This is a genomic window from Pontibacter saemangeumensis, from assembly GCF_039541895.1.
GTDB lineage: Bacteria > Bacteroidota > Bacteroidia > Cytophagales > Hymenobacteraceae > Pontibacter > Pontibacter saemangeumensis.
Genome location: NZ_BAABHC010000029.1, coordinates 106,614 through 122,250, shown reverse-complemented (window position 1 = coordinate 122,250; position 15,637 = coordinate 106,614). Strand labels below are relative to the sequence as shown.

Genomic DNA, 15,637 nt, shown 5'->3' with positions numbered 1-15,637 from the left:
ATATGTTTCAATCTCCCTCACAAATTCGTACCTTTGCGCCTTATTTAAGCTGTAGCTATGCAAAACCCCGTTATCATATTAGGCGCCCAGAAACTGGGCACTGCCGCGCTAGATGCCTTTAACAGCAACAGTGTGATCGTTTACTGCTTCCTCGACGACGAGAAAAAACTTCAGCACGAGGAGGTGAACAATGTGTCGGTGATGAGCAGCACGGAAGACAGCGAGTTCCTGAAACTGATCGGGAACAAGTGCGATGTGTTTGTAGCCGTAGAGGACGCTGCCGCCCGCAAAGGCCTCATCAAAATGCTGAAGGAGGACTACAAGGCAGTACCCGTTAATGCCATCCACCGTTTCAGTTCCGTTTCGGAGCATGCGTGGCTCGGCCACGGCAACCTGATCGGGGCAGGTGCCATCGTGAACAACAATGCCAAGGTGGGTAACTATTGCCTGGTTCAGTCCCGGGCGTTGATAGATGCCAATGCGGAGGTAGGGGACTTTGCGCAAATCGGGGCCGCGGCCATTGTCAATTCAGAAGCGGTGATAGAGGAGGGCGCTTTTATCGGCTCTGGCGCCGTGGTGGTCTCCGGCGTGAAGGTCGGCAAGAACGCCCGCGTCGGCGCAGGCTCTGTCGTGGTGGCCGACGTGCCCGCCAAAGCCACTGTTTTCGGCAACCCGGCCGCATCAGTCAAGTAAACTTTTGTATCGGCTGCCGCTGTTTCGTTTTAAAACTGATAAACGTCATTTTGAAATTGAAACGCGGCAGCTAATTTTGCTGTAAAATTGTTGATTGCTGGTTGTTATTTGTTGTACGATATGAATCCGAAATCTAACACAACCATTTAACCATTAAGCAATTTAACAATCAACAATCAAAAACTAACACTTAGCTGAATCTAAGCCGTTATGAACAAACCCTATAACATCCTGCTTTACTACTGCTACTCGCCTATAGCAGACCCGGAGGCCTACCGGGAGGAGCATCACCTGCTGTGCCTGGAGCTGAACATGCTCGGCCGCATCATTGTCTCCAACGAGGGTCTGAACGGCACCGTGTCGGGCCTGAAGGCGGACTGTGAGAAGTATATGCAGACCATGAAATCCGATCCGCGCTTTGCGAAGATAGATTTTAAGGTGGATGCCTCCGAGGCGCATGCTTTCACAAAACTGCATGTGCGCACTAAAGCCGAAATTGTGCACTCCGGCCTGCTTCATGTTGATCCGAATGTGCGAACCGGTGTGCACCTGTCGCCGAAGGAGTTTAAGGATATGAAGGACCGCGAGGATGTGGTGGTGCTGGACGTGCGCTCAGACTACGAGCACAGTGTGGGCCGCTTCAAAAATGCCGTGACGCTGGACATCGAGAACTTCCGCGAGTTTCCGGAGAAGGTCGGTGAGCTGAAGGAGAAGTACAAGGACAAGAAAGTTCTGACCTATTGCACCGGCGGCATCAAGTGCGAGAAAGCAAGCGCCTTCCTGCTGGAGCAGGGCTTCGAGAACGTGTACCAGTTGCACGGCGGCATCATCAAGTACGGCATGGAGGCCGGGGGAGAGGATTTTGAGGGCAAGTGCTATGTGTTTGACAACCGCGTGGCCGTGGAGGTAAACCGCGTGAACCCGACGGTGGTGTCGGAATGCCATGTGTGCGGCACCAAGAGCGACCGTATGGTGAACTGCGCCAACCCGGTATGCAACCTGCACGTGCCCATCTGCGAAAAGTGCGGTTGGGAACTGGATGGCGCCTGCTCCGCCGAGTGCAAGGAGCACCCGGAGAAGCGCCCGTACGACGGCACCGGCTACTATCAAAAAGAGACGAACGGCTATAACCCGTTGAAAGGGTTTAACCGCCGCAAGAGCTCCGGCGTGCAGCAGTAGGCAACTTTCAAGAATTCAGGAAAAGCGTGTACTTCCAGTGCACGCTTTTCGCATTTTATATATATTGCTGTATCCACCCCCCCCAACTTCTTTCTTCTAAGGTGTGGAGTTTATCTTACCCCAATCCACTCCTTCGACAAGGAGAGGAAGCACAAGCGTGTCTGTTCAATATAAGGCTACTTTAGCAGAAACTAATATATAACAGGGCTTCTACTTTGTTTTGCCAGGGAGGGGCAGGGGGGTAGCTTACCATAGTCTCAAACTACATCAACAAAAACCATGGCTGTAATCCCAGAATCAGAACTGATCATAAACCCGAACGGAACAATCTATCACCTCAACCTGCTGCCGGAGCATATATCGGATACGATCATCACGGTAGGAGACCCGGACCGGGTGGCAAAGGTAAGCCGGTACTTCGATGAGATAGAAGTGGCGGTTGCCAAGCGCGAATTTATCACCCACACCGGCTACTACAAGGGCAAGCGCCTGACGGTTATATCCACAGGCATGGGCACTGACAACATCGACATTCTGATGAATGAACTGGATGCGCTCGTGAATATTGATTTCCAGTCGCGGGAGCCGAACGAAGACAGGATCAGGTTGAAGATTATCCGCGTTGGAACCTCGGGAGCCTTGCAGAGTACCGTGCCGCTGGGCAGCCACCTGGCTTCGCATACCGCCGTTGGCCTCGATTCCTTGATGGAGTTCTACCCCTTGGAGCAGCGCAAAGACGAGTTATATATAGGAGAGGCGCTGCAACAGGCGCTTGGGCTGAGCTTCCGGCCATATTGTGTCTCCGGTTCCGAAAGCCTGATCAGGAAGGTGGCCTATGATATGATCCCGGGCAACACACTCACCTGCCCCGGGTTTTATGCGCCGCAGGGCCGCGTGCTGCGGGCGGGGCTGCGTAAGCCCGATCTGCTGCAAACTTACCGGAACTTCCGCGCTAAAGATTACAGGTTCACTAATTTCGAGATGGAAACGGCTGGCTACTACAGCCTGGGCCGCCTGCTGGACCACGAGGTACTGTCGCTGAACGCCATCGTGGCCAACCGGATTTCAAAGACATTTGCTGCCAATGCCGAGGAGGTGATCGATGATCTGATCTTAAAAGTGCTGGAGCGGGTGTAGAACCGCACATAGGACCATTTAAAAAAAGCTAAAAAGCCACAACTGGGGAACATAGCGCTCCGGGCTGTGGCTTTTTATCGAAAGAGAAGGTATTTCAGAAGAGGGCGCTTTTCTCCCTCCGTATATAGCGAGCTGAAGCGGGCTTCCTGCCTAAAAGAACTCTATGCCTACAATGGAAGTAATAGGGATAGAGCACCCGGCTTTCAGGGTCATATACTTTTCATCCACTGCCCATACTGTAGTATCCACGCGCTTCTGCTTACCCTCAGCGGTCTGAAAAGTGATCTCTACTTTGCCACGATAGACATTGCCCAGCGAGGTGGCGCGGTTCAGGTCCCACATGCGCTTCTTCCGCGCCTCCGGGTCAGTTAAAACGTCAGTGCTGCTGAAGTGGAAAGAAGGGACCTCTTCTTTTTCCACCAGTGGGATTGGGTTTGTTACGGTTATCATGCGTTCCTCTATATATGTGAGTGTAAGTAAGTGGTCAAACACTGCTTTAATATAGTAAACGCAAAATACGTTTGCTAATGGTGTCCCGGAATAAATTATTTTATAGTTTCTGGAGAAAATTCAGCGTGTCCACGCCATCGGCGTAGTCCCACACCATGGGCAGCTGCGCCTCCCCAAAAGGGATGCTTCCCTCCAGCCAGCCATGCGCCGACACCACCACCTGCGTCCGGTCTTTGATGGCCCTTAGCTTCTCGCGCAGTTCATGGAGCGAGCTGAACGTGTCGTAGAAGAGCACGGAGATCGGCGACACCAGCCCCTCGCTCTGCTGCACCAGCATAAAGCCGTTGTCGAAGTGCGGCACGCGGTTTACCAGCAGAATGGATTTGTTGTAGTCGTAGTTGTTGTGGTACTTATGGTGCTCGATGATGTTGGAGCGGTGCTGGTTGGCCTCAAAAAACCTGTCGAAAGTGTAGCCTTCCGGTACAAGCACCTTCGACACGTTGCGGCAGCCAAGGCCGTAGTAGCGGAAGATATCTTCCCCGAGCGCCTGCAGGTCGTCTTTCTCCTCGTGGCCTGTCAGGATGCCGATGCTGCTGCGGTTCTTGCGGATAATGTGCGGGCGCTTGGCGAAGTAATACTCGAAGTAGCGCGCGGTGTTGTCAGAGCCGGTGGCGATGATGGCGTCGGCGTCCTTCAGCAGGTACACAAACTCAAACTGGTTGGCAAAGGCCGGCTCAATGCCCACCAGCATGTTGGCCAGGCGCTTCATCAGCGGCTCGTCGGCATTGCTGAGCTTGGCCTGCAGGTAGTGCCCGCTTAGCAGCACCGACAGGAAATCGTGGAAACCCACCATCGGGATATTGCCTGCCATCACCACGCCAACCTTCTTGGGTGTAACCTGTTTGAGGTGATAGGGGTAAAGCCACTCACGGAGGTACTGTTCGTCCAGCATCCGGATGATGCCATCCAGTGCATGGGAAACGTTTTCCAGCGTAAACCAGTTGTTGCGCGACATGGCCGCCTGCGCCCACTCCTGCCGGTCTTCCGGGGTTAGTTTCTGCAGTTGTTTTCCAAGTTCTGCAAAAGCTTCAATCCTGTTCTCTAATGTCATGGCAAGTGCGTGCTTAAAAATTTATTTGATAGGAATACTTAATGTTCCTAATTTTGTTGTTTAATAAGATACGGATTACAAAAGTAAAAAATATACAGGAGATACGACTATGGCTATAATGATAACCGATGAGTGCATAAACTGCGGTGCCTGCGAGCCGGAATGCCCAAACACTGCCATCTACGAGGGTGGCATGGAATGGACGTGGGGCGGAGGCACCGAGCTGAAGGAGGTGGAGATCGACGGAGGGGAGGTTATCCCCGGCGATGCGCCGCAACCGCCTATTTCAGACGAGTTTTACTACATCGTTTCAGATAAATGCACCGAGTGCATGGGCTTCCACGAAGAGCCGCAGTGTGCCGCGGTCTGCCCCGTGGACTGCTGCGTGGACGACCCCGATTACCGCGAGACAGAGGACGAACTGCTGGCAAAGAAAGACTGGCTGCACCAGGCCAGCTAAGCGCTATTGCTGTTTGAGTTGAAAAGCCTGCCTCACCGCAGGCTTTTTTGTTGAACTTATGTAAGGCCGCTCACATGGTCGCGCAGCGTGCGCGGCTCCTGCGAGTGCCTGAGGCGGCAGCCGCTTGCAGTGCCGCTGTGCGGTTTGGTCACAAAAATTACCTAATTTTGCGTTTCCCAATTTTCCAGGAAATTATTCTGTACGATGTCGATCTCAACCAAATATAACCCCAAAGAAGTAGAGCAGAAGTGGTACGACAGCTGGATGCAGCGCGGCTTCTTCCACTCCGAGCCCAACCCGAACAAGGAACCTTACTCCATCGTGATTCCGCCGCCCAACGTGACGGGGGTGCTGCACATGGGCCATATGCTCAACAACACGATCCAGGACATCCTGATCCGGCGCGCGCGCATGCAGGGCAAGGAAGCCTGCTGGGTGCCCGGCACCGACCACGCCTCCATTGCCACGGAGGCCAAGGTGGTGGCGATGCTGAAAGAGCGCGGCATCAGCAAGAAAGACCTGACACGGGAGGAATTCCTGACCTATGCCTGGGAGTGGAAAGAGAAGTACGGTGGCATTATTCTGGAGCAGCTGAAGAAACTCGGTGCCTCCTGCGACTGGGACCGCACCCGCTTCACGATGGAGGAGGACATGAGCGCCGCCGTGATCGAGGTGTTCGTGGACCTGTACCGCAAAGGGCTTATCTACCGGGGCGTGCGCATGGTGAACTGGGACCCGCTGGGCGGCACGGCGCTCTCTGACGAAGAAGTGCTCCCGAAAGAAACCATGGCCAGGATGTACCACCTGCAGTATGAGGTGGTGGATGGCGCCTCGTCAGAGCCGGCCTATATAACGGTTGCCACCTCCAGGCCCGAAACGATTATGGCCGATGTGGCCGTGGCCGTTAACCCGAAGGACAGCCGATACACGCACCTGCACGGCAAAAAAGTGCGCATTCCGCTGCTGGGCCGGGAGATACCGGTTATCCTGGACGAGTACGTTTCCGTTGATTTTGGAACCGGGGCTTTGAAGGTGACGCCGGCCCATGACCTGAATGACTATGAACTGGGGCAGAAGCACCGGCTACCGACCATCGACATATTAAACAACGACGGCACCTTAAATGAGCAGGCCAAGCTATATGTAGGGCAGGATCGTTTCGCCGCCCGCCGCAACATCGTGAAAGACTTGCAGGAGGCTGATCTGTTGGTGAAGATAGAAGAGTACCAGAGCGTGCTGCAGACCTCGGAGCGCACCGGCGCCGTGATAGAGCCGCGCCTGTCGATGCAGTGGTTCTGCAAGATGGATGACATGGCAGCGCCTGCCCTTGAGGCCGTTCTGAATGATGACATTCGCCTGTACCCGCCGAAGTTCAAGAACATGTACCGCGCCTGGATGGAGAATATCCGTGACTGGTGCATCTCGCGGCAGTTGTGGTGGGGTCAGCGCATCCCGGCGTTCTACCTGCCGAACGGTTCTTTTGTGGTGGCGACTACCGCAGAGGAGGCCCTGGAGCTCGCCCGCGGAGAGAGCGGCGACAGCCAACTGCAGCTTTCGGACCTGCGCCAGGATGAGGATGTGCTGGATACCTGGTTCTCGTCGTGGCTGTGGCCAATTTCCGTGTTCAACGGTTTCAAAGACCCCGACAACAAGGATATTCTTTACTACTACCCTACCAATGACCTGGTAACGGCCCCTGAGATCCTATTTTTCTGGGTGGCGCGCATGATCATGGCCGGCTATGAGTTCCGGAAGGAAATGCCGTTCAAGAACGTGTACCTGACCGGCATTGTGCGTGACGCGCAGGGCCGTAAAATGTCGAAGTCGCTGGGCAACTCGCCGGACCCGCTGGACCTGATCGAGCAGTTCGGGGCCGATGGCGTGCGCGCCGGCATGCTGTTCAGCTCGCCAGCTGGCAATGACCTGCTCTTTGACGAAAAACTGGTGGAGCAGGGCCGTAACTTCACTAACAAGATATGGAATGCCTTCCGCCTCATCAAAGGGTGGGAGGTAGACGAAAGCCTGCCGTGCCCGAACGAGACGGCGATCAGCTGGTTTGAGTCCCGCTTCAACGAGGCGTTTGTGCAGATCGAGGACCACTTCAGCAAGTTCCGCATTTCGGACGCGCTGCTGGCGGTATATAAACTGGTGTGGGATGATTTCTGCTCGAACTACCTGGAGATGATCAAGCCAGCCTATCAGCAACCCATCGACAAGCGTACGGTGGATGAAACCGTGCGGCTGCTGGAGAATGTGCTGAAGGTGCTGCACCCGTTCATGCCGTTCATTACCGAGGAGATATGGCATGAGCTGAAAACGCGCAAGCAAAAGGAGTTCCTGATCGTGGCTGCCTGGCCCAAGAAGGATAAATTCGACAAGGACATCATCCAGAAAATGGAGCACGTGCTGCATGTGGTGGGTGCGGTGCGCAACACCCGCAACTCCAAGAACATCCCAAACAACAAGCAGCTCGATTTATATATGAAAGTGGCGAACCAGGAAAGTTATATCTCCTTTATGCCTATCCTGCACAAACTGGGCAACCTGAACGAGGTCCGGTTTGTGGAAGAGAACCTGGAGAGCGGCGTGATCAGCTTTGTAGTGGGCAGCGACGAGTTCTTCATCCCGATGGAAGGCAACATTGACGTGGCCGCCGAGCGCGAGCGCCTCACAAAGGAGCTTGAGTACACCAAAGGTTTCCTCGCCTCGGTAGATAAAAAGCTGAGCAACGAGCGCTTCGTGAGCGGCGCGCCGGAGGCTGTGATATCTGCCGAGCGTAAAAAGAAGGCTGACGCCGAGGCCCGGATCAGCGCCATTGAGCAGAGCCTGGCGGGGCTGTAAAATAGACGCGAGATTCCGAAAGAGAAAGTGCGTTCTCCTATATGGCAATGGCCGCTCCCAATCCGGGGGCGGCCATTGTCATATAGGGTGCTATATAAAAAAGGGCAAGTGAAAAGCTACAGCTTGGTTTCTGCCTCCCGCAGCAGTTGAGCCACCTCCTTTTTATATCCCTCAATCACATCCGTTAAGCCTTCCTTTTTTGCAGCGTAGTTGATCTCCACCTGCTTCTCGCCCAGCCGGTAAGCCAGCAAGCCTTGCTCAGCCTCAGTCAGGTAATATAGCTTTAGGGGGGCATCCGCAGTTGAAACGGCATAGCTTCTGAAGGTAAAGTTGTTGGTGATATGCTGCTGCGTGGGTGTGCGGTTGTCGAGGTAACGCTGCGTTATTACGGTGTCTAAAAGAATGTTGCTCTCAATTTGGTAGATGGATTTGATCTCTCCTTCCTCAAAGCGCCATATATCAACCCGGTGCTCTCCTCTGCTTTGGCTGCTGTGGGCGGCGTTCGATAGGTCAAGATCGGCAGCGAGCCGGAAAAGTTGCAGGTCATTTGCCACCGTTTGCACCGACGGGGTCTGGGTGCTGTTGTCGCTGATGAAGTAGCGGCTGTCGCCGGTTAAATGGGCGAGGTCCTTTTCAAGGTCCTGCTGCAGGCGCAGGCCGGGCGCAACAGCCAACGCGTAGAAAAGGAGCAGCGGAAGCAGGGTGGAAAGAGATGAAAGCATGGCCATAGATCGTTTGCTTCCTGATACTCAAATGCTGTGCCTATTGTTATTCTGATAGAAGTTCCCCTATCATCCTGCCGCGCCGGAAAGTCGCCTGGCAAAAGTTTCTCCGCAACCTGCCATTTTTTTTCTTACATTGACTCTCTATCTACAGGCGCTACGCGTGGCACGGCACCGCCCTCAGCCTGGCTTTTGTCCCTTTACCGCTTCCTTTGCGTAAATCATCTTATGATGGAAACTATAGACCAACTCAGCATATTAAGTATCGACATCGGCGGCTCACGCATCAAGGCTACTGTTCTAAACCAGGCGGGGGAGCTGCAGACAAGCTATATAAAGACGGACACCCCCTCCATCGCCTCACCGGAAAATGTGCTGGACGCGATCAGCTACCTGGTAAAGTCTTTTCCTACTTATGATCGGGTGTCGGTAGGATTTCCGGGCTACGTGAAGGACGGCATCGTGATGACTGCCCCGAATTTGGGCACGCATCTCTGGCGGCAGTTCGACCTGCGGCAGGAGTTGGCAGCCCTGCTGCAGAAGCCGGTGAGGGTGGTGAACGATGCCGACCTGCAGGGCCTGGGGGTCGTGCGGGGGAAAGGGCTGGAGATCGTAATCACCCTGGGTACCGGCTTTGGCTCAGCGCTGCTGCATAACGGCTTCCTGCTGCCCCATCTCGAGCTGGCCCATCATCCCATAACCAAGCGAAAAGACTATGACCAGTACGTTGGCGAACTAGCTTTTAAAAGTGCAGGGGTAGAGAAGTGGAACATGCGGGTGCAGCGTGTGCTGCAGATCCTGAAAACCGTTTTCAACTACGACTATTTATATATAAGCGGCGGGAATGCCGATGAGATTCTCTTTAAGCTGGATGAGAACATCACGATCGTATCCAATGTAGATGGCATCAAGGGAGGGGCGATGCTATGGCAGGATGAATTCCTGGTGGCAAGTAAGTAAAAATTATTACTGCTGGTTCAAATCAGTCCCTGTCGGCTTAAAGTGAGTACAGGGGTAGCAAAGAGGCGTCTTCTTCTTCTGGCGCGCCATAACCAGTAAATGGGCCAAATAAAACCGCTTTGGCTCATCGTTCTCATAGCCGACTATATGCCGCTGAAGCCTATCCTGCTCTTTGATGCACGGTTATGTGGTTTAAGAAGGTACAGGATAGAAGATGCCCCTATAAAGGTGAGTTATCCACCACCGTCCAGTTGATGTTGCCGTTGCTGACCGCGTACTTCAGCAGCATATAGCCGCCGTTATGGCCGTCTTCATAGTACGCCATGGCGTAGCGGTCGTTCAGGATGCGGCTGTCGCGGATCGTCATGGTGCCGCCCATGGTGCCTTCTACAGGTATTAGCTCGCGCTGCTTGCGGCTCAGGTCGTTCATTAGATCTGTTTCCGGGTTTTTCAGCCCCTTGCGCTTCAGGCGCTGTATATCCGACGCACTCAGCGTGCCCAGTTCATCCACAAACGCTGCGCCGCCCGGAGGCACCAGGTTCATCGTGTCGGGAGGCAACACCATCTCTTCTAAGGAATCAGCCGCTTCGTCCTTCTGCGCCAGTTCCTCGTCAATCGCTTCCACCTGGCTGTCGGCAATAGCCAGGCGCCCTTCAGCCTCGCGCTGCTGCCAGTAAAAATAAAGGGCGAGGAAAAGGAAAAGGCCTGCCAGTATCCAGGGAAAAATGCGTTGCATAGGTTCAGCGGGTTTGTGAGTCAGTTTATAGATCGTTTCAGGTGGTGAAGATAGGCAAATGGGCAGGTTTTAAAAGGTGGGGAAACCAGAATTAATTTTGATCTGCCTCTAAAACAAAACTGCCTGCCCCTCTAAAGGAACAAGCAGTTTGTATACAAAACCAGTACTCTCTTATCCAGCTTATATCGCCTGGTTCACGTCGAAGTTCTCCAGGTAATCCGCCACGCGGCGCACGAACATGCCTCCCAGCGAGCCGTCTACGACGCGGTGGTCGTAGGAGTGCGACAGGAACATGAAATGGCGTATGCCGATCAGATCCCCTTCGGGCGTCTCAATCACGGCTGGCTTTTTCTTGATAGCGCCCACGGCCATAATCGCGACCTGCGGCTGCATGATAATCGGGGTGCCCATTACGTTTCCGAAAGAGCCCACATTGGAAACAGTGTAGGTGCCGCCTGACAAATCATCCGGCGTGAGTTTATTGATCCGGGCGCGGTTTGCCAGGTCATTGACTTTCTTGGCAAGCCCGCTCAGGTTCAGTTGGTCGGCATTCTTGATGTTCGGCACAATCAGGTTCCCGCTTGGCAGCGCCACGGCCATCCCAATGTTAATGTCCCGGTGGCGGATGATGTTGCCCCCGTCTACCGACACGTTGATCATCGGGAAGTCCTTGATCGCTTTTGCGATGGCATCGATGAAAATCGGCGTGAAGGTGAGGTTCTCGCCTTCGCGCTTTTTGTAGTCGTTCTTCCACTTGTTGCGCCAGTTCACCAGGTTGGTCACATCCGCTTCCACAAAAGAGGTCACGTGCGGCGCAATGCGTTTGCTTTCCACCATGCGGTCGGCGATCATCCGGCGCATGCGGTCCATCTCGATAATCTCGCTGTTGCCGCCGACAGAGGCCGCAGGCTTCACGGAGGCGGCCTGTGGCTGTGGTGCCGGTGTTGCGGCCGACGCAGTTTGCGCTGGTGCCGCCGGCTGCGGTGCAGGAGTTGCGGCACGGGGCTGGTCGGTTGCCTGCTGCGGCGTGGCTGAGCGGCTCTCGACATACGCCAAAATGTCTTTTTTAGAAACGCGGCCCTCACTGCCGGTGCCCGGTATATACTCCAGTTCCTGCATTGGGATGCCTTCCTCACGGGCGATGTTGAGCACGAGCGGGGAGTAGAAACGTCCGATGGCGGGCTGATCGAGGCGGGTCACTGCGCTGGGACTTTCTGTAGGCGCTGCGGCGGCGGATGCCACTGGGGCGGCTTCGGGTGTGGTGGCTGGCGCTGGTGTTTCGGTGGCAGCAGGGGCGGCAGGAGAACCGGTTTCCTCGCCGTTGGTTGCGATCAGGGCAATGGGGGCGCCCACGGCTACCACGTCTCCTTCCTTTACCAGGATCTCCTGCAGCACACCACCTTCCAGGGCGGGTACCTCGGTGTCCACCTTGTCTGTCGCCACTTCCAGCACCGACTCGTCCTGCTCTATGGTGTCGCCCACGCTCTTAAGCCATTTCAAAACGGTCCCTTCCATGATACTTTCGCCCATCTTGGGCATCACCATTTCTACAAGTGCCATATATGTCGTTGTTCGTTAATCGTTTAAGTTTTTCAGGCATGGAGGCAAAAAGCCCGGACCTGATTTTTCCGTTTTTTGAGAAGTGAGTCGTCACTTATTAAAAGCTGATTCCTCCTTCAAAACCCGAACAAAGTTAGAAAAATTAGCCTATTCCTCAACGGCAGCCGTTAAACTTTGGCGCACCAGGTTCAACACAGCCGTGCCGGTGTACTCAATGTTGAGCAGCCTGTCCTTGTTGAAGTGGAGCAGCCTCGTGACGGTTCTGTCCTTGTCGGCATAGGCAATCCAGATAGTGCCCACGGGTTTCTCGGCCGTGCCGCCGTCCGGGCCGGCAATTCCGCTGGTCGCCACGCCGATGTCAGTGCCGAACTTCTCCCGCACATGCTCGGCCATTTCCCGCACAGTGGCCTCGCTAACGGCCCCATGCAGCTGCAGGGTTTCCGGCTTCACGTGCAGCTCTCGTATTTTAACCTCGTTATGATACGCGATCACGCTGCCCCGGTAATAGGCCGAGCTGCCGCTGACGCTGGTGATCTTGTGTGCCAGGTAACCGCCTGTGCAGCTTTCGGCGGTGGCAATGGTAAGCCCCTGTTCCTTGAGCAGCTGCCCGACAGCCTCCTCCAGCTTTACCTCGCCATAAGCAAATATGTTGTTCGGAATGATGTGCGCCAGCTTGTTTACCTCTGCCTGCAGCTCCTGGTCCAGGAGCGCGGCATCGGTACCGGTGCCGGTCAGGCGCAGGCGCACGCCCCCCAGGTGCGGCAGGTAAGCCAGCTTTATATGTTCGGGCAGGCTGTATTCCCATTCTTCCAGTTTATCTGCGAGCATGGATTCTGCTATCCCCACCGTCTGCACCACTTTGTGGATGATGTGTGGTGTCCTGAAATAGGCCTTCAGCTGGGGCAGCACAATATCCGTCATCATGCGCTTCATCTCGAACGGCACTCCCGGCATCGACACGAACACTTTGCCTTCCTGCTCAAACCACATCCCCGGCGCAGTGCCCAGAACATTCCGGACCGGTGTGCAGGCCTCCGGGAGAAACGCCTGCTGGCGGTTCAGTTCGGTTACTTCGCGGCCCCGGTGTCTGAAGATTTCCGTCACGTCCGCCAGCGACGGTTCGTGCAGCTTCAGGGTGGTGTGGAAGTACGCCGTCAGCACGTGCTTGGTCAGGTCATCCCTGGTCGGGCCGAGTCCGCCTGTCATCAGGATGATGTCGGCTCTTGTGCGGGCGGCGTCCAGGGCCTGCACAATATGTTCGGCGCTGTCGGAGATTGAGGTGATCTGCTTCACCCGAACCCCGATCTTCGTCAGTTCCGTGCCCATCCAGGCAGAGTTGGTGTCCACGATATGGCCGAAGAGGATTTCATCCCCGATGGTGATGATTTCAGCGATAACTGCTTTCATGTTTAATTTGGTCTGATTTATGCGTAGGTTTGAAAAACTGCTTTAAGCTAAAGATGTTCCGCTGATATGAAAAAAATACTTTACACTTCTTTTATCGCCCTCACCCTTGGCGCCTCTGCCTGCACGGTGGCCGAAGTACAACGCACCGTGGATGGCGTGCTTGCCGGTACCACCGGCGCGCCCGTTACGCAAAGCGAGGTAGCCTCCGGCCTGAAGCAGGCGCTGGAGGTCGGCATCCGGAATGGCTCCGCCCAGGCTTCCCAAACCGACGGCTACTATGGGAACTCCCTCATCCGCATCCCCTTTCCTGAAGACGTACAGCGCGTGGAGAACACCCTGCGGAAGGTAGGGCTTGGCAGCGAGGTCGATAAATTTATTCTTACGCTGAACCGGGGCGCCGAAGATGCCGCCCAAAGCGCGGTGCCTATTTTTGTGAGCGCCATCAAGCAACTGACCATCGCGGATGCCTGGGCAATTCTGAGGGGAGACAGGGATGCGGCGACCCAGTACCTGAAGCGCACCACCTCGCAGCAACTCTATACTGCGTTCAACCCGATTATGGTTAAGTCGCTGGAGAAGACCAACGCCACCCGCTACTATACCGATATCGTGAACCAATACAACAAGATTCCGCTGACGCAGAAGGTGAACCCGGACCTGGACGATTACGCAACTCAGAAAGCGATTGATGGCCTGTTTGTGCTGGTGGCGCAGGAAGAAGCCAACATCCGTGAAAACCCGATTGCCCGCACTACCGAACTGCTGCGGAGGGTCTTTGCGAAAGAAAACCAGTCATAAGCCAAAAAAGCGTACTGGCCTCAGCGCCCGCTTTGCTTCTCTGAAGCAGGGCGGGCGTTTTTTTATGGAACATAAAGCCCAGATTGAAAGTACAATACAGCAAATCGCGGAACACAGCCCCGGCGCTACATTTAGCGGACACTACTATGGAAAACACATCTTTTAACTTTACGCGGATTACCAAGGAAAAGGACCTCGACGTGTTGATGGAGGAGATTGGCGATGCCCGGGTAGTGATGCTTGGGGAGGCCTCGCACGGCACTTCCGAGTATTATACCTGGCGCACGGCTATCTCGAAGCGGCTGATCCACGACAAAGGCTTCAACTTTGTGGCGGTGGAGGGTGACTGGCCGGAATGCTATGCCGTGAACCGCCTGGTAAAGGGCTATCAGAACGCTGAGAATAAAATAGCGGACGTGCTGCAGGTGTACAAGCGCTGGCCATCCTGGATGTGGGCCAACTGGGAGGTAGCTGCTCTGGTGGAGTGGCTGCGCGACCACAACCATATGAAGAATGTGCAAGAGAAAGCCGGCTTTTATGGCCTGGATGTATATAGCCTGTGGGAGTCGCTGGACCAGATCGTCAATTACCTCGAACGGACGGACGGACAGGTCGCCGAGGCTGCCCGCACGGCCATCAATTGCTTTGAGCCCTTTAACCGGGACCCGCAGGTATATGCGCAGGCCACCGCTTTTGTGCCGACTGACTGCGAGAAGGAAGTCATTGAGATGCTGAAGCGGGTGCAGTCGCACCGGATATACAGCGATGACCCGGAGAACGAGTTTAACACCAGGCAGAATGCCATCGTGGCCGTGAACGCGGAGAAATACTACCGGGCCATGGTACGGGGCGGCGGCAGTTCCTGGAACGTGCGCGACAGCCATATGATGGAGACCCTGGAGCGGCTGCTTGAGTTTCATGGGCCGGAGTCAAGGGCGATTGTGTGGGAGCATAACACGCACATTGGCGATGCCCGCTATACCGATATGGCAGACGATGGCATGTTCAACATCGGCCAGCTGGCCCGGGAGCGGTTCGGAAGAGACCAGGTGAAGCTGATCGGGTTCGGTTCCTACCAGGGCACCGTGATAGCCGGCAAATCGTGGGGGGCGCCTATGCAGAAGATGGATGTGCCGCCGGCTGTGGAAGGAAGTTGGGAAGATATGCTGCACCGCATCAGCACCGACGACAAAATCATCCTCTCCAAAGACCTGCGCGATGTGCCGGAGCTACAGCAGCGCATCGGGCACCGGGCCATCGGGGTGGTATATGATCCAAAGTTTGAGGCCTACGGCAACTATGTCCCCACCCTCATTCCGGAGCGGTACGATGCCTTCATCTACTTCGATGAAACCGATGCTGTTCACCCGCTCCGCATGAAATCACGCGGCGCCACAGAGCCGGACCTCTATCCCTGGAACTACTAAGGGCGGCGCAGACTCTCAATCAGGAAGCACATGCCAGGCACCGGTTGAGGGTGGCGGCTTTGATCAACTTGCAGCAGATAGCTTTTATAAAGAGCATCAGGCTATATATAATGTCACATCATATATAGCTACAGTAAAACGCCACTCCTCTTTCGT

At 54.9% G+C, this 15,637-nt stretch carries 14 protein-coding genes; 8 read left to right on the top strand and 6 right to left on the bottom strand.

Annotated features, from left to right (window positions below; genetic code table 11):
• Positions 1 to 57: 57 nt before the first annotated feature.
• The 3 genes from ABD920_RS18895 (at position 58) to ABD920_RS18885 (ending at position 3,009) form a co-directional block, all read left to right on the top strand.
• Positions 58 to 693: a NeuD/PglB/VioB family sugar acetyltransferase gene (locus ABD920_RS18895; RefSeq protein ID WP_345161139.1), complete on the top strand. Its 636-nt coding sequence runs from the start codon at positions 58 to 60 to the stop codon at positions 691 to 693.
• A 210-nt stretch (positions 694 to 903) separates the two neighbouring features.
• Positions 904 to 1,872 (top strand): oxygen-dependent tRNA uridine(34) hydroxylase TrhO, encoded by a 969-nt coding sequence (gene trhO / locus ABD920_RS18890; RefSeq protein ID WP_345161137.1) that lies wholly within the window; start codon positions 904 to 906, stop codon positions 1,870 to 1,872.
• 279 nt (positions 1,873 to 2,151) lie between these two features.
• Positions 2,152 to 3,009: a nucleoside phosphorylase gene (locus ABD920_RS18885; RefSeq protein WP_345161135.1), complete on the top strand. Its 858-nt coding sequence runs from the start codon at positions 2,152 to 2,154 to the stop codon at positions 3,007 to 3,009.
• Positions 3,010 to 3,159: 150 nt separating this feature from the next.
• Here ABD920_RS18885 and ABD920_RS18880 read toward each other — a convergent pair whose 3' ends face one another.
• Complete coding sequence (locus tag ABD920_RS18880; RefSeq protein ID WP_345161133.1) at positions 3,160 to 3,459, bottom strand: hypothetical protein; 300 nt, start codon at positions 3,457 to 3,459, stop codon at positions 3,160 to 3,162.
• Between the two features lie 100 nt (positions 3,460 to 3,559).
• Complete coding sequence (locus tag ABD920_RS18875; RefSeq protein WP_345161131.1) at positions 3,560 to 4,570, bottom strand: aldehyde dehydrogenase family protein; 1,011 nt, start codon at positions 4,568 to 4,570, stop codon at positions 3,560 to 3,562.
• A gap of 109 nt (positions 4,571 to 4,679) precedes the next feature.
• On the opposite strand from ABD920_RS18875, the gene ABD920_RS18870 reads away from it, so the two are divergent.
• Both ABD920_RS18870 and ABD920_RS18865 read left to right on the top strand, forming a co-directional pair.
• Positions 4,680 to 5,030: a 4Fe-4S dicluster domain-containing protein gene (locus tag ABD920_RS18870; RefSeq protein ID WP_345161129.1), complete on the top strand. Its 351-nt coding sequence runs from the start codon at positions 4,680 to 4,682 to the stop codon at positions 5,028 to 5,030.
• Between the two features lie 204 nt (positions 5,031 to 5,234).
• Positions 5,235 to 7,871, top strand: a complete 2,637-nt coding sequence (locus ABD920_RS18865; protein ID WP_345161127.1) for a valine--tRNA ligase — start codon at positions 5,235 to 5,237, stop codon at positions 7,869 to 7,871.
• A 116-nt stretch (positions 7,872 to 7,987) separates the two neighbouring features.
• Here ABD920_RS18865 and ABD920_RS18860 read toward each other — a convergent pair whose 3' ends face one another.
• On the bottom strand, positions 7,988 to 8,593 hold the full coding sequence (locus ABD920_RS18860) for a hypothetical protein (protein WP_345161125.1): 606 nt from the start codon (positions 8,591 to 8,593) through the stop codon (positions 7,988 to 7,990).
• 228 nt (positions 8,594 to 8,821) lie between these two features.
• Between ABD920_RS18860 and ABD920_RS18855 the strand changes: the two genes are divergently transcribed.
• Positions 8,822 to 9,553: an ROK family protein gene (locus ABD920_RS18855; protein ID WP_345161123.1), complete on the top strand. Its 732-nt coding sequence runs from the start codon at positions 8,822 to 8,824 to the stop codon at positions 9,551 to 9,553.
• A 220-nt stretch (positions 9,554 to 9,773) separates the two neighbouring features.
• Here ABD920_RS18855 and ABD920_RS18850 read toward each other — a convergent pair whose 3' ends face one another.
• From ABD920_RS18850 to ABD920_RS18840, 3 genes are all read right to left on the bottom strand, one after another.
• Positions 9,774 to 10,289 (bottom strand): hypothetical protein, encoded by a 516-nt coding sequence (locus tag ABD920_RS18850; RefSeq protein ID WP_345161121.1) that lies wholly within the window; start codon positions 10,287 to 10,289, stop codon positions 9,774 to 9,776.
• Between the two features lie 180 nt (positions 10,290 to 10,469).
• Complete coding sequence (locus ABD920_RS18845) at positions 10,470 to 11,849, bottom strand: dihydrolipoamide acetyltransferase family protein (protein ID WP_345161119.1); 1,380 nt, start codon at positions 11,847 to 11,849, stop codon at positions 10,470 to 10,472.
• Between the two features lie 147 nt (positions 11,850 to 11,996).
• Complete coding sequence (locus ABD920_RS18840) at positions 11,997 to 13,256, bottom strand: competence/damage-inducible protein A (protein ID WP_345161117.1); 1,260 nt, start codon at positions 13,254 to 13,256, stop codon at positions 11,997 to 11,999.
• A 66-nt stretch (positions 13,257 to 13,322) separates the two neighbouring features.
• On the opposite strand from ABD920_RS18840, the gene ABD920_RS18835 reads away from it, so the two are divergent.
• Together ABD920_RS18835 and ABD920_RS18830 are read left to right on the top strand one after the other, a co-directional pair.
• On the top strand, positions 13,323 to 14,054 hold the full coding sequence (locus ABD920_RS18835) for a DUF4197 domain-containing protein (protein WP_345161115.1): 732 nt from the start codon (positions 13,323 to 13,325) through the stop codon (positions 14,052 to 14,054).
• A 146-nt stretch (positions 14,055 to 14,200) separates the two neighbouring features.
• Positions 14,201 to 15,481: an erythromycin esterase family protein gene (locus ABD920_RS18830; protein WP_345161112.1), complete on the top strand. Its 1,281-nt coding sequence runs from the start codon at positions 14,201 to 14,203 to the stop codon at positions 15,479 to 15,481.
• Positions 15,482 to 15,637: the final 156 nt, after the last annotated feature.

What these genes read in the sequence shown, in the direction of transcription:
- ABD920_RS18855 (WP_345161123.1), top strand. Translation starts at nt 8,822, where the DNA reads ATGATGGAAACTATAGACCAACTCAGCATATTAAGTATCGACATCGGC.
- ABD920_RS18880 (WP_345161133.1), bottom strand. Translation starts at nt 3,459, where the DNA reads ATGATAACCGTAACAAACCCAATCCCACTGGTGGAAAAAGAAGAGGTC.
- ABD920_RS18850 (WP_345161121.1), bottom strand. Translation starts at nt 10,289, where the DNA reads ATGCAACGCATTTTTCCCTGGATACTGGCAGGCCTTTTCCTTTTCCTC.
- ABD920_RS18895 (WP_345161139.1), top strand. Translation starts at nt 58, where the DNA reads ATGCAAAACCCCGTTATCATATTAGGCGCCCAGAAACTGGGCACTGCC.
- ABD920_RS18870 (WP_345161129.1), top strand. Translation starts at nt 4,680, where the DNA reads ATGGCTATAATGATAACCGATGAGTGCATAAACTGCGGTGCCTGCGAG.
- ABD920_RS18865 (WP_345161127.1), top strand. Translation starts at nt 5,235, where the DNA reads ATGTCGATCTCAACCAAATATAACCCCAAAGAAGTAGAGCAGAAGTGG.
- ABD920_RS18845 (WP_345161119.1), bottom strand. Translation starts at nt 11,849, where the DNA reads ATGGCACTTGTAGAAATGGTGATGCCCAAGATGGGCGAAAGTATCATG.
- ABD920_RS18885 (WP_345161135.1), top strand. Translation starts at nt 2,152, where the DNA reads ATGGCTGTAATCCCAGAATCAGAACTGATCATAAACCCGAACGGAACA.
- trhO (WP_345161137.1), top strand. Translation starts at nt 904, where the DNA reads ATGAACAAACCCTATAACATCCTGCTTTACTACTGCTACTCGCCTATA.
- ABD920_RS18830 (WP_345161112.1), top strand. Translation starts at nt 14,201, where the DNA reads ATGGAAAACACATCTTTTAACTTTACGCGGATTACCAAGGAAAAGGAC.
- ABD920_RS18860 (WP_345161125.1), bottom strand. Translation starts at nt 8,593, where the DNA reads ATGCTTTCATCTCTTTCCACCCTGCTTCCGCTGCTCCTTTTCTACGCG.
- ABD920_RS18875 (WP_345161131.1), bottom strand. Translation starts at nt 4,570, where the DNA reads ATGACATTAGAGAACAGGATTGAAGCTTTTGCAGAACTTGGAAAACAA.
- ABD920_RS18835 (WP_345161115.1), top strand. Translation starts at nt 13,323, where the DNA reads ATGAAAAAAATACTTTACACTTCTTTTATCGCCCTCACCCTTGGCGCC.
- ABD920_RS18840 (WP_345161117.1), bottom strand. Translation starts at nt 13,256, where the DNA reads ATGAAAGCAGTTATCGCTGAAATCATCACCATCGGGGATGAAATCCTC.